The sequence below is a fragment of the Kineosporia rhizophila genome (genome assembly GCF_021277265.1).
Taxonomy (GTDB): Bacteria; Actinomycetota; Actinomycetes; order Actinomycetales; family Kineosporiaceae; genus Kineosporia; species Kineosporia rhizophila.
Map to the genome: position 1 here is coordinate 214,533 of NZ_JAJSOH010000008.1, position 24,321 is coordinate 238,853.

The 24,321-nt window shown below is 70.3% G+C and carries 21 protein-coding genes; 13 read left to right on the forward strand and 8 right to left on the reverse strand.

Going from position 1 to position 24,321, the window contains the following annotated elements:
- Window positions 1-38: 38 nt before the first annotated feature.
- The 4 genes from LWF15_RS14805 to LWF15_RS14820 form a co-directional block, all read right to left on the reverse strand.
- Window positions 39-884 carry a DUF72 domain-containing protein gene (locus tag LWF15_RS14805; protein ID WP_232811379.1) on the reverse strand — a complete coding sequence of 282 codons (846 nt, stop codon included), beginning with the start codon at window positions 882-884 and terminating at the stop codon, window positions 39-41.
- Window positions 885-889: 5 nt separating this feature from the next.
- Window positions 890-2,179, reverse strand: coding sequence for a D-alanyl-D-alanine carboxypeptidase family protein (locus tag LWF15_RS14810; protein WP_232811380.1), 1,290 nt, complete (start codon window positions 2,177-2,179; stop codon window positions 890-892).
- Between the two features lie 118 nt (window positions 2,180-2,297).
- Entirely contained in the window at window positions 2,298-2,765 is a 468-nt protein-coding gene (locus LWF15_RS14815) for a hypothetical protein (RefSeq protein ID WP_232811381.1), read from the reverse strand.
- A gap of 114 nt (window positions 2,766-2,879) precedes the next feature.
- A complete protein-coding gene (locus LWF15_RS14820) occupies window positions 2,880-4,109 on the reverse strand; it encodes a glycosyltransferase family 4 protein (protein ID WP_232811382.1) in 1,230 nt (409 codons plus the stop codon).
- Window positions 4,110-4,332: 223 nt separating this feature from the next.
- Here LWF15_RS14820 and LWF15_RS14825 point away from each other — a divergent pair, with 223 nt between their 5' ends.
- The 10 genes from LWF15_RS14825 (at window position 4,333) to LWF15_RS14870 (ending at window position 15,956) form a co-directional block, all read left to right on the forward strand.
- Complete coding sequence (locus tag LWF15_RS14825; protein WP_232811383.1) at window positions 4,333-5,460, forward strand: mannose-1-phosphate guanylyltransferase; 1,128 nt, start codon at window positions 4,333-4,335, stop codon at window positions 5,458-5,460.
- A 76-nt stretch (window positions 5,461-5,536) separates the two neighbouring features.
- Window positions 5,537-6,265 carry a methyltransferase domain-containing protein gene (locus LWF15_RS14830; protein WP_232811384.1) on the forward strand — a complete coding sequence of 243 codons (729 nt, stop codon included), beginning with the start codon at window positions 5,537-5,539 and terminating at the stop codon, window positions 6,263-6,265.
- Window positions 6,262-7,347, forward strand: a complete 1,086-nt coding sequence (locus tag LWF15_RS14835; RefSeq protein WP_232811385.1) for a type III polyketide synthase — start codon at window positions 6,262-6,264, stop codon at window positions 7,345-7,347. Before LWF15_RS14830 ends, LWF15_RS14835 begins: the two co-directional genes overlap by 4 nt.
- A gap of 63 nt (window positions 7,348-7,410) precedes the next feature.
- Entirely contained in the window at window positions 7,411-8,589 is a 1,179-nt protein-coding gene (locus LWF15_RS14840; RefSeq protein WP_232811386.1) for an amidohydrolase, read from the forward strand.
- 281 nt (window positions 8,590-8,870) lie between these two features.
- Window positions 8,871-9,944, forward strand: a complete 1,074-nt coding sequence (locus LWF15_RS14845) for a BMP family lipoprotein (protein ID WP_232811387.1) — start codon at window positions 8,871-8,873, stop codon at window positions 9,942-9,944.
- Window positions 9,945-10,035: 91 nt separating this feature from the next.
- A complete protein-coding gene (locus tag LWF15_RS14850) occupies window positions 10,036-11,598 on the forward strand; it encodes an ABC transporter ATP-binding protein (protein ID WP_408623264.1) in 1,563 nt (520 codons plus the stop codon).
- Window positions 11,595-12,734, forward strand: coding sequence for an ABC transporter permease (locus LWF15_RS14855; protein ID WP_232811389.1), 1,140 nt, complete (start codon window positions 11,595-11,597; stop codon window positions 12,732-12,734). Before LWF15_RS14850 ends, LWF15_RS14855 begins: the two co-directional genes overlap by 4 nt.
- Window positions 12,731-13,984, forward strand: coding sequence for an ABC transporter permease (locus tag LWF15_RS14860; protein WP_232811390.1), 1,254 nt, complete (start codon window positions 12,731-12,733; stop codon window positions 13,982-13,984). The genes LWF15_RS14855 and LWF15_RS14860 overlap by 4 nt, the downstream gene beginning before the upstream one ends.
- A 123-nt stretch (window positions 13,985-14,107) precedes the next feature.
- Entirely contained in the window at window positions 14,108-14,479 is a 372-nt protein-coding gene (locus LWF15_RS14865) for a cytidine deaminase (RefSeq protein WP_408623291.1), read from the forward strand.
- Window positions 14,480-14,666: 187 nt separating this feature from the next.
- Window positions 14,667-15,956, forward strand: a complete 1,290-nt coding sequence (locus LWF15_RS14870) for a thymidine phosphorylase (protein ID WP_232811392.1) — start codon at window positions 14,667-14,669, stop codon at window positions 15,954-15,956.
- A gap of 240 nt (window positions 15,957-16,196) precedes the next feature.
- On the opposite strand, the gene LWF15_RS14875 is transcribed toward LWF15_RS14870, so the two are convergent.
- Window positions 16,197-18,563, reverse strand: coding sequence for a glycoside hydrolase family 65 protein (locus LWF15_RS14875; RefSeq protein WP_232811393.1), 2,367 nt, complete (start codon window positions 18,561-18,563; stop codon window positions 16,197-16,199).
- Complete coding sequence (locus tag LWF15_RS14880) at window positions 18,560-19,336, reverse strand: beta-phosphoglucomutase family hydrolase (RefSeq protein ID WP_232811394.1); 777 nt, start codon at window positions 19,334-19,336, stop codon at window positions 18,560-18,562. Before LWF15_RS14880 ends, LWF15_RS14875 begins: the two co-directional genes overlap by 4 nt.
- A 152-nt stretch (window positions 19,337-19,488) precedes the next feature.
- On the opposite strand from LWF15_RS14880, the gene LWF15_RS14885 reads away from it, so the two are divergent.
- Window positions 19,489-20,589, forward strand: a complete 1,101-nt coding sequence (locus tag LWF15_RS14885) for an ATP-dependent DNA ligase (protein WP_232811395.1) — start codon at window positions 19,489-19,491, stop codon at window positions 20,587-20,589.
- 53 nt (window positions 20,590-20,642) lie between these two features.
- Window positions 20,643-21,728, forward strand: coding sequence for a non-homologous end-joining DNA ligase (gene ligD, locus LWF15_RS14890; RefSeq protein ID WP_232811396.1), 1,086 nt, complete (start codon window positions 20,643-20,645; stop codon window positions 21,726-21,728).
- 1 nt (window position 21,729) lies between these two features.
- Here ligD and LWF15_RS14895 read toward each other — a convergent pair whose 3' ends face one another.
- Both LWF15_RS14895 and LWF15_RS14900 read right to left on the reverse strand, forming a co-directional pair.
- Window positions 21,730-22,032: a hypothetical protein gene (locus tag LWF15_RS14895; protein ID WP_232811397.1), complete on the reverse strand. Its 303-nt coding sequence runs from the start codon at window positions 22,030-22,032 to the stop codon at window positions 21,730-21,732.
- Between the two features lie 2 nt (window positions 22,033-22,034).
- On the reverse strand, window positions 22,035-23,048 hold the full coding sequence (locus LWF15_RS14900; RefSeq protein ID WP_232811398.1) for a hypothetical protein: 1,014 nt from the start codon (window positions 23,046-23,048) through the stop codon (window positions 22,035-22,037).
- A 134-nt stretch (window positions 23,049-23,182) separates the two neighbouring features.
- Between LWF15_RS14900 and LWF15_RS14905 the strand changes: the two genes are divergently transcribed.
- On the forward strand, window positions 23,183-24,289 hold the full coding sequence (locus LWF15_RS14905) for an adenosine deaminase (RefSeq protein WP_232811399.1): 1,107 nt from the start codon (window positions 23,183-23,185) through the stop codon (window positions 24,287-24,289).
- Window positions 24,290-24,321: the final 32 nt, after the last annotated feature.

A 24,321-nucleotide genomic window follows, 5' to 3' on the forward strand; every position in this document is an offset into this window, starting at 1 on the left:
CTTTCGGCGGTGGGCCGGACGGGTAGCGGCCCGGAAACTCAGAAGAGCGTGGCGGGTTCGGTCGGCTCGGGCTCCGGCAACGGTTCCAGACCGGGGACGAGGGTGCGCACCTCTTCGTGGAAGCGCCGGGCCAGCGTGGGGGCATCGTTGTTGTCGGGCGTGTGCAGGAAGAAGGTTGGGGAGCGCCCCTCGCGCAGCCATCCGGCCACGATCTCGACCCAGGGCTGCCAGCCGGCCACGGTCGCGCGCTCGTCGTCACGGCCGAGATAGCGAACGGTAGGCCGCTCGGTCAGCGCGACCGAGCGGCGGGGCAGGCGGGGCTTGCGTTCCCAGGCCTCGCGTTCCGCATCACTGGTGGGTGGCTCGTCGAAGAACACGGTGGTGTCGAACGAGATCCATTCGGCGCCCACGGTGGCGCAGACCTGCTCCAGGCGCCGGGCCTCGGCCGGATCGTCGAAGAACCGCGGGTGCCGCACCTCGACCGCGCAACGGTGCTGCTGCGGAAGGCTTTTCAGCAGTCTCTCGAGTGAGGACAGGTCGGCCGGCGCGAACGAGCCCGGGAGCTGTACCCAGAGCGGGTCCAGGCGGGGCCCCAGGGGTTCGATCACGTGGAGGAAGGTTCGCAGGTCGGCGCCGTTGAGCTGGCGGCCGTGGGTGACGGTGCGCGGCAGCTTGGCGGCGAAGCGGAAGTGCTCGGGGGTCTGTGACGCCCACGACTCGACGGTGGCCCGGCTCGGGGTGGCATAGAACGTGGTGTTGCCCTCGACGGCATTGCACCAGCCCGCGTAGTGGCGCAGCCGTTCCTGCGCGTCGGCGGTGCGGGGGGCGACCCGTCCGACCCAGGCCTTGTGCGTCCACATCGCGCACCCGACGTGCAGTCTCACGGACCTCAGTACCCGTGCCGGGAACGCCGCTGCCGGTTGCGCATCCGGCGGGTACGCCGGCTGTTCGCCAGAACCGGCCGTAGGCCGAAAGCCGCTACCGCCAGCAGGAGCAGGCTGATCGCGGCCACCGGCCAGAACTTCAGCACCGGGTTCTGCGGGTCGGCGGTGGCCGTGGCCGGCAGGGCGGCACCGGCCAGAGCATCGACTGAGGACGGCTGAGGAGACGGGGGTGCCTCGGCGGCGGACAGGCTGTTGTTCTGTTCGGTCACCTCGGGAACGTCCGGGCCGGTCATCGCGGTCAGCTCACCGGGCTTGACCAGAGTGCCCACCGGCCGGGCCTTCTGCCCGTACTTGAAGGCCCACTCCAGCAGTTCGCCGGTGGGGGTGAAGACCGCACCCTCGGCCCGCATCACCACAGCGATGTACGAGTGCCCCTTGTACGTGGCACTGGCCACGTTGGAGGCCAGGGCCTTGCTGGTGTAGCCGTTCTTGATGCCGGTGACGCCCGGGAGGTAGCCGAGCAGCCGGTTGTGGTTCTGGGTCTGGTAACGCTTGCGCTTGGCGCCCAGCGACTTTCCCTGCGCCGGGAACGCGTAGGCGGGGGTGACCATGATCTTGGCCAGTTGCTCGTCGTCGAGCGCGGCCGAACCGGCCAGCGCCAGGTCGTAGGCGCTGCTCACCTGGCCCTTGGCGTCGAGGCCGCTGGTGTTGCGGATCACCGTGTCGAACGCGCCCAGCTCCACCGCCTTGGCCCGCATCAGGCCGACCGCGGCGGAATTGCCGCCGACCAGTTCGCCGAGGGCGTGGGCGGTGTCGTTGCCGCTGCTCATCAGCAGACCGTGCAGCAGGTCGTCGACCGTGTAACGGGAGCCCGCGACGATGCCCACCCGGGTGCCGTCGATGTTCGCGTCCTCGAAGGTGCCGGTGTAGACCTGCTCGCGGTCGAGCTCGGGGGCCAGCGCCAGCGAGGTGAACACCTTGAGGGTGGAGGCCGGGGCGAGCGGTACGTGCACGTTGCGGGCGGCGACGATCTCGCGGGTGTCCAGGTCGGCGACGAGCCAGGAGGTGGCCTTGGGCGCGGGCGGGGCGGGCACGCCGGCGGGCAGGTCGGTGAGGGTCTTCGTGCTGATCAGGTCTTCGCCGCCGACCCAGGAGACGGCCTTGGGCGGCACGAACTTCTTCTTCGGCGCGGGGGCGGCCTCGGCCGGAAGGCCGGTGCCCAGAGTCAGACCGGTGACCACGGCCACGGCGCCGAGGAACCGGAACACGCGCCGGGAACGGTAGGAACTGGACATCGTGAGACCGAGCGTACCTGGGGAATCCGGCCGACGACGGTTGAACCTGAATGCTGCAGGGACCAGACGGTCAGGTGTGACGGCCGGATTCCCGCCGTCACACCTGACCTGTCCGAGCTCAGCCGTCCTGGGGCATCCGCACCGCCACGGTGTAGGCGCCGTAGCCCTCTACCGCCACCACGCGGACCCGGAACTGGGCGAGGTTGTCGCCGACGGCGGTGTACGACAACCGCTCGGTCGAGCCCGCGCCGCGGGAGGCGGCGACCACCACGTAGTCGCGGACCGTGGAGTCCCAGTAAAGGAGTTCGATGTCGTAGTTGGTGCCGGCCGCACCGTCCAGGCAGACCTCGTACACGCCCTCGGCCGGCATCAGGTAGTTCCAGGGGTAGAACTCGCGTACCTCAGGCGTGCTGACGGGGTTGGCCGAGGGGCGGAAGTTGCCGGTCGCCGGGTGCGGGTAGCTGGAGCAGGCCTCGGCCGCGTCGGACGCGCCGGCCGCTGAGGCACCGGCGGCGCCGGTGGCCAGCGCCACCGGCACCAGCAGGGCGGACGAGGCGAGCAGGGAGAGCTTGCGCCGGAGATTCATCGGCAGACCCTTTCGTGAAGCCATGCTTGACCGTTCAAGCTTCACAACTGGGCCCGGCCGGTACGCCAAGTGGCGGATAAGTCCGTTCTAAATGCTTTTGCACAGAAATCCGGGCTAGGAAGCCACCTCGACCCCGGCGCCGAGCACGCTGCGGTAGTGCCCGAGCAGCTCGTCGCCGAGCATTTCCCAGGTGTTGCGCTGCACCCCTACCCGGCCGGCCGCGCCCATCCAGCGGCGCTGTTCCGGGTCGTCGGCCAGGGTCTGCACGCAGTGGCGCAGGTCGTCGTCGTCCTCCGGGCGGTACAGCAGGCCGTTGGTGCCCGGGGTGACCAGGTCGAGCGGTCCGCCGGCGGCCGGGGCGACCACCGGCACGCCGCTGGCCATCGCCTCCTGCAGGGTCTGCCCGAAGGTCTCGGAGGTGCCGGTGTGCACGAAAAGGTCCAGCGCGGCGAAGGTGTCGGCCAGACCGTCACCGTCCTGCCAGCCGAGGAACGTGGCGTTCTTCAGAGTGCGCTCGAGCACCTTGCGGTGCGGCCCGTCGCCGGCGACGACCAGGCGCACGTTGGGCAGGCCGGCCAGCGCGACCAGCCGGTCGACCCGCTTCTCGGTGGCCAGCCGGCCGACGTAGCCGACCAGCACCTCGCCGTTCGGGGCGAGCCGGGCCCGCAGCGCCTGCACGTCCGGGGTCTCGCGACGGTCGGGATGGAAGCGCTCGCTGTCGACCCCGCGCTGCCAGAGGGCGAGCCGCGGCACCGCGTGCTCGCGCAGTTCCTCCAGGGCCGAGCTGGACGGGGCGAGTGTCAGATCCGCCTGGGAGTGGATCCGGCGTACCCAGCGCCAGGCCGTGCTGGCCAGCGCGCCCATGTGGTGGCGCTGGGCGAAGGCCGGGACGTCGGTCTGGAACACGGCCACCGTCGGTACGCCCAGCTGTCCGGCCGCGGTCACTCCGACGGCGCCCAGGACGAAGGGGGAAGCGAGGTGGACGATGTCCGGCCGGAACCCGGAGAGCGTGCGCAGGACCTTGGAGCTGGGCATGCCGACCGGGAACTGGCGGTAGCTGAACGAGGGCACGCCGACCACCCGGAACCCGGCGAAGCTCTCGGGAGCCGGGCCGGGGCAGATGACGACGGCCTCATGGCCGCGCCGGGCCAGGTGCTCCAGCACCCGGCAGACGCTGTTCGTCACGCCGTTGCCGGTGGGCAGGAACGACTCGGCGACGATCGCGACCCGCAGCCGCCCCGCTCCGGGACCGACTGCGGCAGAAGGAGGCACGACCACGGAGGACGATCCGGCCGAGGGCAACAGGCTCAGCTCGGCCGAGGTCACCACAGACTCTCGCTGCATGAGCGAAAGCTTCGGCCGACGGGGTGATCGGCAGGGAAGCGGACGAGGTGGCCGAGGTGAACAGCTACCGGCGAGGCGTGTTCACCTTCGGGACGAGCGGTCGTCGCGGACCGTCGATCCCCGGGCGCCGGCCGTGACGGCCGGTGGGTGAAGTCGGGCTCATCGGGTGCTGTTCCGCCGAGTTCGTCACAGAGAGGCAGGCCGTGGCCCTACGGTTGGGCGGGTGACTGACCAAGCGCGTGAATCGTCTGCCGCTCTGCCCGGGTTCTATGCCATCGTGCCCGCCGGCGGGGCCGGCACCCGGTTATGGCCGCTCTCCCGCCAGGCCAGGCCCAAGTTCCTGCTGGACCTCACCGGCTCCGGCCGCACCCTGCTGCAGCAGACCTGGGACCGGCTGGTCCCGCTGGCCGGTCCGGGCGGGATCACCGTGGTCACCGGTACCGCCCACGCCGAGGCGGTCACCGGCCAGCTGCCCGGTCTGCAGGCGGCCAACCTGCTCACCGAGCCCACCCCGCGCGACTCCGCAGCGGCCATCTGCCTGGCCACCGCGGTGATCGCGCAGCGCGACCCGGAGGCGGTGATCGGCTCGTTCGCGGCCGACCACGTGATCCGTAACTCCACCGGGTTCGAGGGTGCGGTGGCCGAGGCGGTGGCGGTGGCCCGCGACGGGCGGATCGTCACCCTGGGCATCGAGCCCGACCACGCCTCCACCGCGTTCGGCTACATCCAGGTCGGGGAGTCGCTCGGGCTGGCCGAGGCGCCCTCCGCGTGCAAGGTCGAGTGCTTCGTGGAGAAGCCCGACGCCGACACCGCCACCCGTTACCTCGAGGAGGGCGGGTACCGCTGGAACGCCGGGATGTTCGTGGCCCGGGCCGACGTGCTGCTGGCCGAGCTGGAGCGCAACCGCCCGGAGCTGTACGCCGGGGTGATCCGGATCGCCGAGGCGTGGGACACCCCCGAGCGCGACACGGTGGTCGACCGGCTGTGGCCGCAGCTCGAGAAGGTGGCGATCGACTACGCGATCGCCGAGCCCGCCGCCGCGGCCGGCCGGGTGGCCGTGGTGCCGGCCGCACTGGGCTGGGACGACATCGGCGACTGGGCCTCGCTGGCCGCCCTGCTGCCCGGCGACGCGGCCCTGAAGGTGGTCGGCGACGCCGCGCAGGTGCTCGACGTGGACTCCTCCGGGATCGCGGTGCCGGCCGGTGAGCGGCTGGTGGCGGTGCTCGGGCTGAAGGACGTGGTGGTCATCGACACCCCGTCCGCGGTGCTGGTGACCACCCGGGAGTGGGCCCAGGACGTCAAGAAGGTGGTCGAGACACTGACCGAGCTGGGCCGGCACGATCTCCGCTGACGCATTTAGTAATGCCCGATCGGGTCTGTCGTGAGTCAATTCCTAGGTGATGCGGTAATCGACACCTAGGAGCGGCATGTCGTCACGCGTGGGGCAGCGGGTCCGGAACGACCCGGCTCAGTACGACGACCTCACCGACGAGTGGTGGCCTCCGCACGGAAGGTTCGCGGCGCTGCACTGGCTGGCCCGGGCGCGGGCCGGGCTGATCCCGGCCCCGCCCCGGCCGGGGGCACCGCTGCTCGACGTGGCCTGCGGTGCCGGGTTGCTGCAGCCGCACCTCACCGGGCCGCTGTCCGGATGGGCCCACGTCGGGGTGGACCTGTCGCGCCCGGCGCTGCACCAGGCCCGCGCCCACGGGGTGGGGGTGGCGGCCGCCGATGTCCTCCGGCTGCCCTTCGCCGACTCGTCGTTCGCCTGCGTGGTGGCCGGCGAGGTGCTCGAGCACCTGCCCGACCTGCCCTCGGCGGTGGCCGAGATCAGCCGGGTGCTGGCCCCGGGCGGCACCCTCGTCGTCGACACCCTCAACGACACCTGGCTGTGCCGGATCGCGATGGTGCGGATCGCCGAGCGACTGCCCGGAGGCCCGCCACCCGGCGTCCACGACCCGCGGCTCCTGGTCTCCCCGGTCGTCCTCAAAGACCTGCTGGCCCGGCACGGCGTGCGGATGCACCCGCCGGTCGGCCTGCGCCCGGACATCGGCCAGTACCTGGCCTGGCTGGCCCGCCGGCGCAGCGACGTGACGATGCGGCCGACCGGGTCGGTGGCGATGGTCTATCAGGCGACCGCAAGCAAGGACGCCGCGTGAGCGGCACCCAGGACGGACGTCCTCTGGTCGGTGGTCACCGGGCGATGATCACCGGGCACGGTCAGGCCGTACCGGAACCGGTTGCGCAGAAGGAGATCTGGGAAGACGCCTTCGCCGGGCAGCTGAACGGTGACCGGGTGGCCCGGCAGATCTTCCTGCGGGCCGGCATCACCACCCGGCACGCCGTGGTCGACCCGCGCGAGACCGACGTCAGCGGCTGGAGCACCGGCGACCGGATGCGTCGCTACGTCACCGAGGGCCGCAAGCTGGGCGGGGCGGCGGTGACGGCGGCCCTGGCCGACGCCGGGCGGACAGCGGACGAGATCGGGCTCTTCGTGGTGGTCTCCTGCACCGGCTACGCCACCCCCGGGCTGGACATCAAGATCGCCGAGGACCTGGGGATGGATCCGGGTGTGCGCCGGCTGATCGTCGGCCACATGGGTTGCTACGCAGCGATTCCCGGCCTCAACGCGGCCGCCGACTTCGTGCGCGCCCAGGGCCTGCCCGCGGTGATGCTCTGCGTGGAGCTGACCAGCCTGCACCGTCAGCCCTCGAACGACCCCTCGGACCTGCAGACGGTGGTCTCGCACGCGCTGTTCGCCGACGCCGCGGCCGCCGTGGTGCTCGAGCCCGACGCTCCCGGGCTGGAACTGCTGCACACCACCGCGGCCACCGTGCCCGGCACGGAAGAGCTGATGACGTGGGACGTAACTGCCCACGGGTTCCGGATGGGGCTCTCGCCCAAGGTGCCGGACGTGCTGGCCGGGCAGGTCGAGGAGGCCACCGCCGAGCTGATCACGCCGTTCGGTTACTCGGTGGGCGACGTGGCCGGCTGGGCGGTGCACCCGGGTGGCCGGCGGATCGTGGAGGTGGTCGCCGAACGGCTCAAGCTCAGCGACGACCAGGCCGCCGCCAGCCGGGAGATCCTCGACCGGTACGGGAACTGCTCTTCGGCGACGGTTCTGATGGTGCTCGCCCGGATCCGCGAGCAACGCCGGCTGCAGGCCGGGGAGCCGGTGGTGGCCATGGCTTTCGGGCCCGGGCTGACCCTGTGCAGTGCACTTCTGCGAACGGCTCGTTAAATAGTTGCCGTACTCCGTCCGGGTGCAAGAAATCACACCGTGCAGGTCTATGCTCGCGGGATCGTGAACATTCCCGAAGTCGCTCCCCTGGTAGCGGCGTATGCCGAAGAGCTCATCGACGTGCGCCGGGACATCCACACGCATCCGGAGCTCGGTTTCCAGGAGATGCGAACCACCGGGCTGGTGTTCGACCGGCTCGCCAAGGCCGGGCTCGACCCGCAACGGCTCCCGGGTGGCACCGGGCTGTGGTGCGACATCGGTGGCCCGGGTCGCACGGTCGCCCTGCGCGCCGACCTCGACGCATTGCCGATGAAAGATGCCTGTGGACGTCCGTGGGCCTCGGTGAACGAGGGTGCCACTCACGCCTGTGGTCACGACGTGCACACCACGGCTGCGCTGGGCGCCGCGCTCGCGCTGGCCGACCTGCACGAGCGCCGGCCGCTGCCCGGCCGGGTACGCATGGTGTTCCAGCCGGCCGAGGAGAAGATGCCCGGCGGAGCGCTGAAGGTGCTCGGCGACGGGATCTTCGACGAGGTCACCCGGGCCTACGCACTGCACTGCGACCCGCACACCGACGTGGGCTTCGTCGGCTCCCGGGTGGGCCCGATCACCGCGGCCGCCGACCACATCAGCGTCCAGCTGACCGGGCAGGGCGGGCACACCTCACGCCCGCACCTCACCCAGGACGTGGTGTTCGCCCTGGCCGAGGTGGTCCGCGGCGTGCCGGCAGCGCTGTCGCGGCGGCTCGACCCGCGCGCCGGCGCCTCGATGGTCTGGGGCCGGATCAGCGCGGGCGTGGCGATGAACGCGATCCCCAGCAGCGGCGAGGTGGCGGGCACGTTCCGCTGCCTCGACAGTGCGGTCTGGACGGTGGCCGGCTCGATCATCACCGACACGATCCAGCAGGTGGTGCAGCCCTACGGGGTCAAGGCCGAGGTCAGCTACCAGCGCGGGGTGCCGCCCACGGTGAACGACGCCGAGGCGGTGGCCATCGCCGAGGCCGCGGTGAAGGCCGAGCTCGGCGAGGACGCACTGGTCCTCACCCCGCAGAGCCTGGGTGGGGAGGACTTCGCCTGGATCCTCGAGAAGGTGCCCGGCGCGATGGTCCGGCTCGGCACCCGGGTGCCCGGCGGGCCCACCTACGACCTGCACCGGCCCGACTTCGACGTGGACGAGCGGGCGATCGGGGTGGGGGCCACGTTCCTCGCCGGCGCTGCGGTGCGGGACCTGTTCTCGGTCTGATCGTGCTCTACCTATGAACGAAGTGTCGCTCTTGGGCAGTTTGTTCATGTGTAGCACCGACTGCCCGATTCTGGCCCGCGGCCGTCATCCTTTCGGCCGCGCGGGTCAATGACGATCAGATTTCCGTGGTCACGATCCGGCCACCGAACGGTGCTCGGTCGTAAAACCGCTCTGATGAGGGGCTATGGTCGCCGTGACACCGGCCCGACAGGGCCGGGACCGGCGCAGTTGTCCTGGCAGTCATGTCCCGGCAACTCCCGGTTCGACCCAGTAGTGATCCCATGAAGGAGGCACCTGTGCGCCGGGTGACCAAACTGGTCGCGGTGGCAGCGGCCGCGACTTTCGCCCTCGCCGCCTGCGGTGACAGCGACTCTGACACCGACACCGACGCGGGTGGTGGCGGCGGCGCCACGTCCGACGTCAAGGTGGGTCTGGCCTACGACGTGGGTGGCCGGGGTGACCAGTCCTTCAACGACTCGGCCGCGACGGGCCTGGACAAGGCCAAGGACGAGTTCGGTGTCGAGGTCAAGGAGCTCGAGGCCACCAACGGTGAGACCGACGCGGCCCGCGAGGAGCGCCTGCGCCTGCTCGCCGACGGTGGGTTCAACCCGGTGATCGGTGTCGGCTTCGCCTACGCCACCTCGATGGCCAAGGTCGCCGAGGAGTTCCCGGACACCCAGTTCGCGATCATCGACGACGAGACCCTGAAGGACGTCCCGAACGTCACCTCGCTGGTCTTCGCCGAGGAGCAGGGCTCCTACCTGGTCGGCGCGATCGCCGCCGAGGCCTCGAAGAAGGGCAACGTCGGCTTCGTCGGCGGCGTGAACACCCCGCTGCTGCAGAAGTTCGAGGCCGGTTTCAAGCAGGGCGCCGCGGCCGTGAACAAGGACATCGAGGTCCAGGTCAAGTACCTGAGCCAGCCGCCGGACTTCAGCGGTTTCGCCGCGCCCGACAAGGGTGAGACCACGGCCCAGGGCATGCTCGACGCCGGTGCGGACGTCATCTACGCGGCTGCCGGTGGTTCCGGTGGCGGTGTGTTCAAGGCGGTCAAGGCCGCCGGCGAGGGCAACTGGGCCATCGGGGTCGACTCCGACCAGTACCTCACCGCCGAGGCCGACGTGAAGGACGTCATCCTCACGTCGATGCTCAAGCGGGTCGACACCGCGGTCTACGACTTCGTGAAGTCCTCGGTCGACGGCAGCGTGCTCACCGGCGTGCAGCGGTTCGACCTCTCGGACGAGGGCGTGGCCTACTCGGTGTCCAACGAGGCCGCGATCGAGCCGTTCACCGCCAAGGCGGACGAGCTCAAGGAGCAGATCATCAGCGGCGACGTCAAGGTCTCGGCCAAGCCGTAACCTCTGCCCTGGTACTAACCTGGCCGCCGTTCCACCCGTCCGACGGGTGGAACGGCGGTCCGGTGTCTCAACTGGAAACGGAAGTCCAGCAGTGGGTGAAGAAGGTGTGCCGTTGAAGCCCGAGTCGCAGTCCGGCGGTGTCCCCGCGGTCGAACTCACGGGGATCACCAAGCGGTTCCCCGGGGTGGTCGCCAACCGCGACGTGAACCTGCGGGTCATGCCCGGCACGGTGCACGCGGTGGTCGGTGAGAACGGCGCCGGCAAGTCCACGCTGATGAAGACCCTGTACGGCATGCACAAGCCGGACGAGGGCACGATCGCGCTGAACGGCGAGCAGGTCGTCCTGCACAGCCCGTCCGACGCGATCGCCCGCGGCGTGGGCATGGTGCACCAGCACTTCATGCTGGCCGACAACCTCACCGTGCTGGAGAACATCGTCCTCGGTGCCGAGCCTAAGCGCTGGGGCGGCTTCGGCCTGAACCGCGCGGCCGCCCGGGCGAAGATCCGCGAGATCGGTGAGCAGTACGGCCTCCAGGTCGACCCGGACGTGCTGGTCGAGCGCCTCGGCGTGGGCGACCGGCAGCGGGTCGAGATCATCAAGGTGCTCTACCGCGGGGCCCGCGTGCTGGTGCTCGACGAGCCCACCGCCGTGCTGGTGCCGCAGGAGGTCGAGGCGCTCTTCGAGGCCCTGCAGGTGCTCAAGGGCCAGGGCCTGTCGATCATCTTCATCTCGCACAAGCTCGACGAGGTGCGTTCGGTCGCCGACGACATCACCGTCATCCGGCGCGGCACCACGGTGGCCACCGCCGACCCGAAGACGGTCAGCTCCCGGCAGCTCGCCGAGCTGATGGTCGGCAGCGAACTTCCCTCTCCGCAGACCAGCGAGTCCACGGTCACCGACCGCGCGGTGCTGGAGATGAAGAACGTCGAGCTCCTGGACGAGGGGCGCCACCTCCTGCGCGACGTGACCCTCACGATCCACGCCGGCGAGGTCCTGGGTCTGGCCGGGGTCGAGGGCAACGGGCAGGCCGAGCTGGTCGAGTCGATCATGGGCATGCGCACCGTCGACGGCGGCACGATCACCCTGGCCGCCGAGGACATCACCCGCTGGCCCACCCGGCGCCGCCGCGAGGCCGGGATCGGCTACATCCCCGAGGACCGGCACCGGCACGGACTGATCCTGGAGGCCCCGCTCTGGGAGAACCGGATCCTGGGCCACCAGACCCGCCACCCCAACACCAGCGGACCGCTGGTCAACCGGTCCGGAGCGCGAGCCGACACCGAACGGATCGTCGGCGAGTACGACGTCCGTACGCCCTCGATCGACGTCCTGGCCTCCTCGCTGTCCGGCGGCAACCAGCAGAAGCTGATCGTCGGGCGCGAGATGAGCGGCAACCCCAAGCTGCTGATCGCGGCGCACCCCACCCGCGGCGTCGACGTCGGTGCCCAGGCCGCGATCTGGGACCTGCTGCGCAACGCCCGGGCCGAGGGTCTGGCGGTGCTGCTGATCAGTGCCGACCTGGACGAGCTGATCGGCCTGTCCGACAGCCTCACGGTGATCCTGCGCGGAGAACTGGTCGCCCAGGTCGACCCCTCGACCGTCACCCCCGAACAACTCGGCTCCGCCATGACGGGTGCCGGTGAGGCCGCGTGAACACCTTGAACGCCGACACCGCCCGCCGGATCGGGCTGTCCCTGGCCGCCCCGGTGCTGGCCATCGCCCTCTCGGTGGTGATCACCTCGATCGTGCTGGCCTCGGCGGGCAACGACCCGGTCGAGACCTTCACCCAGATGATCGAGTACGCGCAGCAGCCGCGGACCACCACGCTGATCATCAACGCGGCGGTCACCTACTACTTCGCCGCGCTCGCCGTCGCCTTCGGCTTCCGGATGAACCTGTTCAACATCGGGGTCGACGGCCAGTACCGGCTGGCCGCCCTGCTGGCCGCCTCGGTCGGTGGCGCGGTCAACCTGCCGCCGGTGCTCCACGTCGGGCTGATCCTGCTGGTCGCCGTGCTGGTGGGTGGTCTGTGGGCGGCCGTCGCCGGTCTGCTCAAGGTGTACCGCGGGATCAGCGAGGTGATCACCACGATCATGCTGAACTCGATCACCACCGCGCTGATCGCCTACCTGCTCACCGGCGACAAGCTGGCCGAGGTGGTGGAGGGCTCGAACAACATCGGCACCCCGCCGATCCCGGCCAGCGGCCAGGTGCCCGGCATCAGCCTCGTGCCGGACTCCAAGCTGCAGGTCTACGGCCTGATCGTGCTGGCCGCGGTGGTCGGCTTCCTCTACTGGTTCGTGATCGAGCGCAGCCGCTTCGGTTTCGACCTGCGCGCCACCGGCCGCAACGAGGAGGCCGCGGTCGCCAGCGGGGTCAACGTCAAGCGCATGGTGCTGATCAGCATGGCGATCTCGGGCGGCATCGCCGGTCTGGTCGGCATGCCCCAGCTGCTCGGCGCCTCGTACACCTACTCGCTCGACTTCCCGGCCGGCATCGGCTTCACCGGGATCGCGATCGCCCTGCTGGGGCGCAACACCGCGATCGGCGTGGCGATCGGCGCCCTGCTGTTCGGCTTCCTCGACACCTCCTCGCAGATCCTCGACCTGGAGGGCGTGCCGAAGGAGATCGTGCTGATCACCCAGGGCGTGATCGTGCTGTCCGTGGTCATCGCCTACGAGCTGGTGCGGCGCTACCGGATCGTCGCGCAGCAGCGTGAGGTCGGGCGCCGGCTGAGTGAACCGTCCTCTGAGGGCACCGGCAACAAGCCGCAGGGAGCGCAGGCATGAGCACCACGCTGGAAGAAGCTTCGGTGGAGAAGAAGGCCCCGCTGCTGGGGCTGAGCAAGCCCTGGCGGATGGCCCTGTACGCGTTCGCGGGCCTGGTCGTGCTGAGCCTGATCCGGGTGATCACCGGCGCGGACGACCTCACGTCGGCGGGCACGATCAACGCGGCCGTGATGCTGGCGGTGCCGATCGGCCTGGCCGGTCTGGGCGGGCTGTGGTCCGAGCGGGCCGGCGTGGTCAACATCGGTCTCGAGGGCATGATGATCCTCGGCTCCTTCGGGGCCGGCTGGATCGGCTGGCAGCACGGGGCCTGGGCCGGGGTGCTGATGGCGATCGCCTTCGGTGTGCTCGGCGGTCTGGTGCACGCGCTGGCCACCGTCACCTTCGGGGTCGACCACGTGGTCTCCGGTGTGGCGATCAACATCCTGGGGCTGGGCGCCACCCAGTACCTGGCCGGTGAACTGCTGGCCGACTCGCCCGGCGGCGGCGAGTCGCAGTCCCCGCCGAACTCCGGGCTGCCCAAGCCCTCGGTGCCCGGTCTGTCCGGCCTGCTGGAACCGGTCGAGGAACACCACTGGTTCCTGATCTCCGACATCGCCGGCATCCTGCGGGGCCTGCTCACCAACGTCTCGCTGCTGACCATCGTCGCGGTGCTGCTGGTGCTGGCCACGTACCTGATCCTCTGGCAGACCCCGTTCGGCCTGCGGCTGCGCTCGGTCGGCGAGGACCCGCACGCCGCCGAGTCGCTGGGCGTGAAGGTGCGGCTGTACAAGTACTACGCGGTCGCGATCTCCGGCGGCCTGGCCGGCCTGGCCGGTGGCTTCCTGGCGATCGTGGCCTCGAACCTCTACCGCGAGGGTCAGACCGGTGGCCGGGGCTACATCGGCCTGGCCGCGATGATCTTCGGCAACTGGCGTCCGGGTGGCCTGATGATGGGCGCCGGGCTGTTCGGCTACACCGACGCGATGCAGCTGCGTAACGCCGCCGCCGTGCACGCCCTGCTGCTGGTGGTCTTCGCCCTGCTGGTCGTGGTCACCGCGCTGAACATCTACCGGCGCCGGTGGATCACCGCCGGGGTCGGCGTGGTCTTCGCCGTGCTGTCGTTGCTGTGGTACCTCAGCTCCGACGAGCTCCCGGGCCCGATCACCGCGATGACGCCGTACGTCACCACCCTGCTGGTGCTGGCGCTGGCGGCCCAGCACCTACGTCCGCCCAAGGCCTCAGGCGAGGTCTACCGGCCGGAAGGAAAGTAAGTCATGGCATCACCGGAGCAGCAGGCTGCCGCCGAGGCGGACCCGGACCTGTACCCCGGCCGGGTGGCGGGCGACGCTGGCCCCGAGCAGATCGACTGGGCAGCGCTGCGCGCGGCCGCCCGGATGGTCATGCAGAAGGCCTACGCGCCCTACTCCGGCTTCCCGGTAGGCGCAGCAGCGCTGACCGACGACGGCCGGATCGTGACCGGCTGCAACGTCGAGAACGCCTCCTACGGGGTGGGGCTGTGCGCCGAGTGCGGCCTGGTCTCGTCGCTGAACGCCAGTGGGGGAGGGCGCCTGATCGCCTTCACCTGCGTGGGGCCGGACGGCGAGAACCTGATGCCCTGCGGGCGCTGCCGTCAGCTGCTGTACGAATTCGGCGGTCCGGAGCTGCTGGTCGAGACCAGCCACGGCATCGTGCCCTTCACCCAGGTGCTGCCGGACGCCTTCGGCCCGGCCGACCTGTCGCGGGCGACGGGGCCGACCCACCGCTGAGACCCGGATGCCGCACCGGTTGTGCAGTTGAGTCAACCGGGGGCCCGGCGTGTCGTGTTTCCCGGGTGGGCGGGGGTGGCGGTGGCGGTCACTACAGCAAGAGACGCCGAACCGGATTCGCAGCCGGCAGAAGAGCCGAACGGGTCCGTAACCGCCGTCACCCGGGCACCTTCGTTAACCTCACGGCATGACCGAACCCTTCGCCGCAGTCGACGTCATCCGGGCCAAACGCGATCGTGACCGCCTGAGCGACGAGCAGATCGACTGGGTGGTCGACGCGTACACCCGGGGCGTGGTGGCCGACGAGCAGATGTCCGCGCTGCTGATGGCGATCCTGCTGAACGGCATGAGCAGCGCCGAGATCGCCCGCTGGACGGCCGCGATGATCGCCTCCGGTGAGCGCCTCGACTTCTCCGGCCTCTCCCGCCCGACCACCGACAAGCACTCCACCGGCGGGGTGGGCGACAAGATCACCCTGCCGCTGACCCCGCTCGTGGCCGCCTGCGGCGCTGCCGTGCCGCAGCTGTCCGGGCGCGGGCTCGGGCACACCGGGGGCACGCTGGACAAGCTGGAGTCGATCCCGGGCTGGCGGGCGAAGCTGAGCAACGCCGAGATGACCCGGCAGCTGGAAGAAGTCGGCGGGGTGATCTGCGCGGCCGGTGAGGGGCTGGCCCCGGCCGACCGCAAGATGTACGCGCTGCGCGACGTCACCGGCACGGTCGAGGCGGTGCCGCTGATCGCCTCCTCGATCATGAGCAAGAAGATCGCCGAGGGCACCGGGGCGCTGGTGCTCGACGTGAAGGTGGGCTCCGGGGCGTTCATGAAGACCGAGGAGCAGGCCCGGGTGCTGGCCCAGACCATGGTCCGGCTCGGGGCCGACGCCGGGGTGAACACGGTGGCCCTGCTCACCGACATGTCCACGCCGCTCGGCCTGACCGCGGGCAACGCCCTCGAGGTGCGCGAGTCGCTGGAGGTGCTGGCCGGTGGGGGCCCGCCCGACGTGGTCGAGCTGACGATCAGCCTGGCCCAGGAGATGCTGGAGACGGCCGGCGTGTCGGCCGATCCCGAGCGGGTACTGAAAGACGGCCGGGCGATGGATGCCTGGAACCAGATGATCGCGGCCCAGGGCGGCGACCCGTCCGCGGAGCTGCCCACGGCCAAGCACACGCATCAGGTGCTGGCCCCGGCCGACGGCGTGCTGGTGAGCCTGGACGCGATGGCGGTGGGCATGAGCGCCTGGCGTCTGGGAGCCGGTCGTTCGCGGAAGGAAGACCCCGTACAGGCCGGTGCGGGCGTCGAGATCCACGCCAAGCCCGGTGGTGAGGTGCGCGCCGGTGAGCCGCTTTTCACGCTGCACACCGACACGCCCGAGCGTTTCGAGCAGGCCGAGGCGGCGCTCGAGGGCGGCTACCAGATCGCCCCGCAGGGTTCCCGGCCGGACCACCGGCCGCTGATCATCGACCGCATCACGGTCTGAGAAGCCAGCCACCACAGGACGTCCGCCGAACCGCACAAGGGGCGGCGGGCGTCCGTAAACCGAACCGACAACGGACGTCTGCGGTCCCGCTCAAGGGGCGGGTGGGCGTCCTCAAACCGAACCAATAACGGACGTCTGTGGTCCCGCACGAGGGCGGGTGGACGTCCTCAAACAAACAACGGACGCCCACCAGCCCCCATGAGGGCTGGTGGACGTCCGTTGTTGGTTGCCTTCGAACGCCTATCGGCGCATCGGCTCCCGCCCGAACGGCTGGGACGGCCGCGGGTGGGTCGGCGTGGGCGGCACCGGCAGGGTCACCGGGTTGCCCAGCTTCAGGGTGTGAAGGTCACCGTGGTGCAGGATCTCGAGCTCGTCGGCGGGGTTGCGCTCGTGATCGCTGAGCAGGTAGGTGGCCTGCTTGCCGTCGGTCTCCACCCGCAGGCGCAGGCCCTTGTGGGTGATCGTGAAGGCGAGCCGGTCCAGACCGTCCGGAAGACGCGGCGCGAAGGCGAGAGTGCCCGTCGTGTCGCGCATTCCACCGAACCCGGCGACCAGTGACATCCAGGTCCCGGCCAGCGCGGCGATGTGCAGGCCGTTGGTGGTGTTGCTGTGCAGGTCGTGCAGGTCGGTGAGGGCGTTCTCGATGGTGTAGTCGTACGCCAGGCCCAGGTGCCCGACCTCGGCCGCCATCACCGACTGGGTGCACGCCGACAGCGACGAGTCGCGGACCGTGATCTTCTCGTAGTAGGCGAAGTTCGCGGCCTTCTGCTCCGGGGTGAACGCGTCGCCCCGCATCTGCATGGCCAGCACCAGGTCGGCCTGCTTGACCACCTGCATCCGGTACAGCTGGACGTAGGGCATGGTGAGCAGGAGCGGGTAGTCCTCCTCGGTGAGCGCCTCGAAGTCCATCACCGCGTGCTTGGTGAAGCCGTCGGCCTGCGGGTGCACGCCGAGCTTCTCGTCGAACGGGATGTACATCGAGTCGGCGCACTGCCGCCAGCCGCTGATCTCCTCGGAGTCGACCTCGAGCTTCTCGGCCTCGTCGGAGTACTCGGCCGCGGCGTTGGCCGCGGCCCGCAGGTTCCGCTGCGCCATCAGGTTCGTGTAGACGTTGTTGTCGGTGATCGCGCTGTACTCGTCCGGCCCGGTGACCCCGTCGATGCGGAACCAGCCGTCCCGGTCGAACTGGCCCAGAGAGCGCCACAGCCGGGCGGTCTCGACCAGCAGGGGCAGGCCGATCTCGCGGTCGAACTCGTCGTCCTCGGTGGCGCCGTGGTAGCGGATCACCGCGTCGGCGATGTCGGCGTTGATGTGGAACGCCGCGGTGCCGGCCGGCCAGTAGCCCGAGCACTCGTCCCCGTTGATCGTGCGCCACGGGAACGCCGCGCCCTTCAGGCCCAGCGTGGCGGCGCGGTCCTTGGCCTTCTGCAGCGTGCTGTGCCGCCAGCGCAGCGCGTCGGCGGCGGCCCGGGGAGCGGTGTGGATCAGCACCGGCAGGACGAAGGTCTCGGTGTCCCAGAAGCAGTGACCGTCGTAGCCGGGCCCGGTCAGGCCCTTGGCCGGGACCGGCCGCTGCTCCGCCCGGGCGCCCGCCTGGATGATGTGGAACAGCGCGAAACGCACCGCCTGCTGCAGCTCTTCGTCACCGTCGACCTCGACGTCGGCGCGCGCCCAGAACTCGTCCAGGTACTGCCGCTGCTCGGTGAGCAGGTCGTCCCAGCCGGTGTGGATGGCGCCGGTCAGACCGGCCGCCACCTGGTCCCGCAGGGCGGGCAGGGAACGCTGCGACGACCAGCCGTAGCTGACGAACTTGATCAGCCGCAGCTTCTGGCCGGGCTTCAGGGTGGCGGTGACCGTGAGCCGGCCCCAGTCGGGGCGCACGCCCCAGTTGGTGGAGACCTTGACGCCCTCGGGCACCTCGATCACGTGCTCGGCGGCCGCGGCCACCCGGCGGCCGCTGTGCCGGGTCTCGTGCACCAGGGTGATCCGGTTGCCGTTGCAGTCGTGCTCCAGCGCCTGCAGCGGGTTGTGCATGGCGGCGGCGACGCGCGGGTCGACCGAACCGCCCTCGGGCAGTTGCTCGTTGGCGACCAGTTCGGACTGCAGCACCACGCGGGCGGTCTCGTGCAGCGGCTCGACCTCGTAGGCGATCGCCATCACCGAGCGGTGGGTGAACGAGACCAGCCGGGTGGAGGTGACCCGTACCGCCTGGTCGGCGGGGGAGCGCCACTCCACCTCCCGGCGCAGCGTGCCGGCCCGCATGTCCAGCACCCGCTCGTGCTTGTCCAGGTGGCCGTAGCGCAGGTCGAAGGGCTCGTCGTCGACGAGCAGGCGGATCAGCTTGCCGTTGGTGACGTTGATGATCGTCTGACCGGACTCGGGGTAGCCGTAGCCGGCCTCTGCGTAGGGCAGCGGGCGGCGTTCGTAGACCGAGTTCAGGTACGTGCCGGGCAGGCCGTGCGGTTCGCCCTCGTCCAGGTTGCCCCGGATGCCGATGTGGCCGTTGGAGAGCGCGAAGACGGATTCGGTGGACCCCAGGTCGTCCAGGTGCAGCTCGGTCTCCCGGATGCACCACGGCTCGACGGTGAAAGCGGCTCGGCGGTTCATGCGCGGTTATCTATCAGTTGCGCCAGATCCGTCACCACAACGTCGGCCCCGTGCTCGGCCAGGGCGGCCGCGTGGCCCACCCGGTCGACCCCGACGACGATGCCGAACTGACCGGAACGCCCGGCTTCGACGCCGGCGATGGCGTCCTCGAAGACGGCGGCCTGGGCGGGCTCGAAGCCCAGCAGCCGGGCCCCGTGGATGAAGGTGTCGGGAGCCGGCTTGCCGTGCAGCCCGGCGGCGATCGCGGCCTGCGCGTCCACCCGGATCTCGACGAACTCGGCGATCCCGGTGACCTTCAGCACCTCGGCGGTGTTGGCGCTGGAGGAGACCACGGCCACGCGCAGCCCGGCGGCCCGCACGGCCTCCAGGTAGCGGAAGGTGCCGTCGAAGATCGTGACACCCTCCTTCGCGATCTTCTCGTGCACCAGGTTGTTCTTCCGGGTGCCGAGCCCGTTCACCGTCTCGGTGTCGGCGGAGTCCTCGGGGGTGCCCTCGGGCAGGACGATGTCGCGGGAGGCGAGGAAGCTTCGGGTGCCGTCCTGCCGGCGCTTGCCGTCGACGTACTTCACGTAGTCGGTGGCGATGTCGAACTCCCGGAAGGGCTCGCCCAGGCGGGCGGCGCGCTCGGCCAGGTAGGTGTCGAACATCTCCTTCCAGGCGGAGGCGTGCACCGAGGCGGTGTCGGTGAGCACTCCGTCCAGGTCGAAGAGACAGGCTTGGACGTGCTCGGGCAGGCCGACGTCAACCGGCCGCGCGATCTGCGGATCGGACATGTGCCCAAGCAGACCACAACGGACGCCCGCCCGCAGACGGGAGGAGCATCGTGTGCGGCGACGTTGCCCGATCGTTTCCCGCGCGGCGACCACCTGCGGCCCACCGGTCGCAATCGGCCCGTGGCGGCCCGGGCGGTGTCAGGATGGGCGGCATGGACCTGCCCGTGATGCCGCCGGTCAAGCCGATGCTGGCCAAGTCGGTGCCGAAGATCCCCGATGTCGGTCACGTCGAACCCAAGTGGGACGGCTTCCGGACGATCGTGTTCCGCGACGGCGACGAGGTGGAACTGGGCAGCCGCAACGAGAAGCCGATGACCCGGTACTTCCCGGAACTCGTCGAGGCGCTGCGGCAGAATCTGCCACCGCGCTGTGTGGTGGACGGGGAGATCGTCACCATCGTCGGTGACCGGCTGCAGTTCGAGGTGCTCCAGCAGCGCATCCACCCGGCGGCCAGCCGGATCCAGCTGCTGTCCGAGCAGACCCCGGCCTCGTTCATCGCCTTCGACCTGCTCGCCCTGGGCGACGAGAACCTGATGGAACAGCCGTTCTCGCAACGGCGGGCCCGTCTGGTCGAGGCCCTGTCGGCCGCGAAGGCGCCGGTCTACTGCACCCCGGCCACCTCCGACCTGGACACCGGCCAGGAGTGGTTCGGGATGTTCGAGGGGGCCGGTCTGGACGGGGTGGTGGCCAAGCCGCTGGACGGCCCCTACGAGCCGAACCAGCGCTCGATGTTCAAGATCAAGCACGCCCGCACGGCCGACTGCGTGGTGGCCGGGTTCCGCTGGCACAAGAGCGGCCCGATCGTCGGCTCGCTGCTGCTGGGGCTCTACCGGGAGGACGGGTCGCTGCAGCACGTGGGCGTGGCGGCGTCGTTCCCGATGGCCCGCCGGGCCGAGCTGGTGCAGGAGCTGGAGCCGTACCGGATGGCGGTGGAGGACCTCGGCACCCATCCGTGGGGCAAGTGGGCCGAGGCGCAGGCGCACGAGCACCAGCGGATGCCGGGCAACGTCTCGCGCTGGAACTCGACCAAGGACCTGTCGTTCGTGCCGCTGCGGCCGGACCTGGTGGTGGAGGTGGCGTACGACCAGATGGAGGGCGACCGGTTCCGGCACACCGCCCAGTTCCGGCGCTGGCGTACCGATCGCACGCCGGACAGCTGCGGTTACGAGCAGCTGGAGCGGCCGGTGAACTTCCGGCTGGAAGACGTGTTGTCGCCGGTCGGGTCGAAGGCGCCGAAGATCGTGGGCGATTAGTTCCGGGGGGCGGCACGGTCTCCAGTTCGAACCAGACCGACGAGAGGACGACGGTGGCGGCCAAGAACGCGGCGGTGCAGATCGAGGTCGGGGAACGTTCGGTGCGGTTGTCCAGTCCGGACCGGGTGCTCTGGCCGGAGGTGGGCCTGACCAAGAAGGACCTGGCCGAGTACGTGGTCGCCGTGGGCCCGGCGTTGCTGCGGGCGATCGGTGACCGGCCGGTCTCGCTGGAGCGCTTCCCCGAAGGTGTGGACGGAGAACGGTTCTACTCCAAGAACCCGCCCCGCGGGGTGCCGGACTACGCCCGCTCGGTGAAGGTGACCTACCCCAGCGGGCGCAGCCATCCGCAGCTGGTGGTGGACGAGGTGGCCACCGCGGTTTGGGCGGTGCAGATGAACACCCTCACCCTGCACCCCTGGCCGGTGCGCACAGCCAACACCGACAACCCCGACGAGCTGCGCCTCGACCTCGACCCGCAGCCCGGCCGCGACTACGCCGACGCCGTGCAGGCCGCCCTCCAGTTGCGTGACCTGCTGAAAGAACTGGGCCTGACCGGCTACGTGAAGAGCTCCGGCAACCGCGGCGTCCACGTGTTCACCCCGATCCGCCCCGAGCACGAGTTCCTCGACGTCCGGCACGCCGCCATCGGGATCGGCCGGGAGCTCGAACGCCGGGCGCCCGACCTGGTCACGATGGCCTGGTGGAAGGAGGAGCGCGGCGAGCGCATCTTCGTCGACTTCAACCAGTGCACCCGCGACCGCACGATGGCCGGCGCCTACAGCCCCCGTCCGCTGCCGCACGCCCCCGTCTCCACCCCGCTCAGCTGGGACGAACTGCCCGAGGTAGACCCGAAAACCCTTACCGTGCGCACGGTTCCTCAGTTGCTGGCTGACCGGGGCGACCCGTGGGAGGGTATGCACGAGAGCGCCGGAGACATTGCGCCGGCCCTGGAGCTGTGGCGGCAGGACGTGGAAGAGCGCGGCCTGGGCGAACTTCCCTTCCCGCCCGACTACCCCAAGATGCCTGGCGAGCCGAAACGCGCCCGCCCCAGCGTGTCTCGGGCTGACACGGAGGGCATCGCCGACCGGGACTGGTACGCTGACCCGAAGCGATGGGACGGGGACAAGCCGAAGGAGTGAGTCAGGTCAGGCTGTCGCGGGGGTCGGCGTCGCCGTAGAAGCGGCGCCACAGGACGGTCAGTTCTTGACGGAACTCCTCGTCGGTGTCGAAGTCCCAGTCGGTGTGGCGCTCGAATTCCTCGGGAGTGAGCCGGCCGGTGAGGCTTTTGGCGAAGCCTCGCCGGAAGCTTTCCCGGCGCTCAGGGATCCGGACCCGCGAGACTGCTTCGACGAACTCGGTCTCCCAGTCCCGGCCGAGCGCGTTGATGTTCATCATGGTCGCGGCGAAGTCCAGGAAAACTTCGACGTCCTCGTCGTTCGCCACGATCAGTCCTTCGGCCTCGGGTACATGGTCCTCAGACGGTAGACCCCGGCGGTGTCCTGCCAGAAGGCCGCGAACACCGTGCCGTCGGTGAAATCGACCATGGTGGGGGGAGCGCTGCCCGGCGGGTCGCCGGTGGGGTGGGCTCGCGTGCCGTTGCGTCGGACACCTCTGACGTGCTGGCGGTAGTCCGGGCCGTAGACCGACGCCAGAGGAATTTCGGCGCGGATGTGCCCCATGCCGGTGGCCTCGTCCTGTTGCCTTGCATCCCTGAACGCCTGGCTGGCCGTGATCGCGTCATAGGCCTTGACGAATGCCTCTTCCGAGGTGAACTTGGTGGCTTCTCTCCCGCACTTGTGTCGGCGGCCGCTTTCCCCGTCGGTGGTGCTCCCGGTCATCGGGTCGATCCCCCTCAATGCGCGATCGGTCAGTTGGTCTTCCGTCACCGCCGGGCCGTGGCGTTGTGGGCCGTGGCCGTCCCCTTCCAGTTGCTGGATGTCTCGGGCCGGGGCGGACGAAGCGTCGGCCGGACCGGATCGCCCCCTTGCAGCCTCGAGGTCGGCCTCCACCTCGTCCTGGATCTCCCCGCACTGCTGCCTCGTCTCCAGCAACGACGTGACCAGACCCTGTAGCCGCTCGGCCAGGTGCTCCGCGCCCACCTGTCGGGCCTGCTCCAAGGCGTCGTCGACGTCGGCGGCCGCGCCGTCCAGTGCCGTGACGGCCTCGTCGAGCCGCGCGGCGATCGTCTCCAGGTCGTCGCCCACCTCGGGGTAGGACCGGTCCTGACGTACCCGCTCGAGAACCGGTACCGCTGCGCGCAGGCCCGACACCAGCGTCTTCAGTTCGGTCTCGACCCCCTCGAGCACCTGCTGGGCCGCGCCGTAACCCCAGGCCAGGCCGTCCCAGCCGTGTTCCTGGGCGCCCTCCGCCAGGGCCTCGGCCAGCTCGCCCGCGTCGTGCGCATCCCGGCCGTACCGCACCACGTCCTTGATGACGTCGGTGAGGGCGCGGGCGGTCACCGTGCCTTTACTACTCGTAACAGTGCGAAGGTGACAAGGGGAGTGCCACCCCCGGAGGAGACGCCCAGTCACGATCCAGCGGCGGATGGCTGACGTAGCGCAGTCGTTCGGGTACTGGGCTATAAGCTCGACGGGTGACCGGTCCGACTGACTCCGAGATCCTCCAGCGCGCCCCGAAGGTCCTGCTGCACGACCATCTGGACGGTGGGCTCAGACCCTCCACGGTCGCCGGGATCGCCGCCGAGATCGGCCATGAACTGCCCGTCTCCGACCCGGCCGAGCTGGGCGAGTGGTTCCGGCGCAGTGCCGACTCCGGTTCCCTGGAGCGCTACCTCGAGACGTTCGTGCACACCGTCGCCGTGATGCAGCGCCGGCAGGACCTGGTGCGGGTGGCCCGGGAGGCCGCGCTCGACCTGGCCGCCGACGGTGTGGTCTACGCCGAGATCCGTTATGCACCCGAGCAGCACCTCGAGGGCGGGCTCGACCTCGACGAGGTGGTCACCGCCGTCGCCGAGGGTCTGGCCGAGGGCGAGAAGGAAGCCGCTGCCGCCGGTACCCCGATCCGCACCGGTCAGCTGGTCACCGCCATGCGGCACGCGGCCCGCAGCCGGGAGATCGCCGAGCTGGCCGAGCGGCACCGGGACAACGGGGTGGTCGGGTTCGACATCGCCGGGGCCGAGGCCGGCTTCCCGCCCTCGCGGCACCTGGACGCCTTCGACTACCTGCACGAGGCGAACATGCACGTCACCATCCACGCCGGGGAGGCCTTCGGGCTGCCCAGCATCTGGGAGGCGGTGCAGGTGTGCGGCGCCGACCGGCTCGGGCACGGCGTGCGGATCATGGACGACATCGAGGTGATCGGCGGCCGGGACGAGTACGGCCGCCCGGCCGCGAAGCTCGGCCGGCTGGCCGGCTGGGTGCGCGACAAGCGCATCCCGCTGGAACTCTGCCCGACCAGCAACGTGCAGACCGGCGCCGCCAGCAGCGTCGCCGAGCACCCGATCGGCCTGCTCAAGGACCTGCGGTTCCGGGTCACCGTGAACACCGACAACCGGCTGATGTCCGGCACGTCGATGACCCGTGAGATGACCGGTCTCGTGCAACAGGCGGGCTGGACGCTCGAAGACCTACGATGGGTCACGATTAATGCACTAAAGAGTGCTTTTATCCCGTTCGACGAACGGCTTGCGCTGATCGAGGGCGTCGTGAAGCCCGGGTACGCGCAGCTGGGCGCGTCCTGAGCAGTCCGAGCCCGGATGTGAGCCTGATCTGA

Bases quoted from the DNA above. Each gene is read 5' to 3' on its own strand.
- LWF15_RS14870 (WP_232811392.1), top strand. From the start codon at position 14,667: ATGACCGAACCCTTCGCCGCAGTCGACGTCATCCGGGCCAAACGCGAT.
- LWF15_RS14830 (WP_232811384.1), top strand. From the start codon at position 5,537: ATGTCGTCACGCGTGGGGCAGCGGGTCCGGAACGACCCGGCTCAGTAC.
- LWF15_RS14820 (WP_232811382.1), bottom strand. From the start codon at position 4,109: ATGCAGCGAGAGTCTGTGGTGACCTCGGCCGAGCTGAGCCTGTTGCCC.
- LWF15_RS14875 (WP_232811393.1), bottom strand. From the start codon at position 18,563: ATGAACCGCCGAGCCGCTTTCACCGTCGAGCCGTGGTGCATCCGGGAG.
- LWF15_RS14815 (WP_232811381.1), bottom strand. From the start codon at position 2,765: ATGAATCTCCGGCGCAAGCTCTCCCTGCTCGCCTCGTCCGCCCTGCTG.
- LWF15_RS14885 (WP_232811395.1), top strand. From the start codon at position 19,489: ATGGACCTGCCCGTGATGCCGCCGGTCAAGCCGATGCTGGCCAAGTCG.
- LWF15_RS14880 (WP_232811394.1), bottom strand. From the start codon at position 19,336: ATGTCCGATCCGCAGATCGCGCGGCCGGTTGACGTCGGCCTGCCCGAG.
- LWF15_RS14865 (WP_408623291.1), top strand. From the start codon at position 14,108: ATGGTCATGCAGAAGGCCTACGCGCCCTACTCCGGCTTCCCGGTAGGC.
- LWF15_RS14845 (WP_232811387.1), top strand. From the start codon at position 8,871: ATGAAGGAGGCACCTGTGCGCCGGGTGACCAAACTGGTCGCGGTGGCA.
- LWF15_RS14860 (WP_232811390.1), top strand. From the start codon at position 12,731: ATGAGCACCACGCTGGAAGAAGCTTCGGTGGAGAAGAAGGCCCCGCTG.
- LWF15_RS14810 (WP_232811380.1), bottom strand. From the start codon at position 2,179: ATGTCCAGTTCCTACCGTTCCCGGCGCGTGTTCCGGTTCCTCGGCGCC.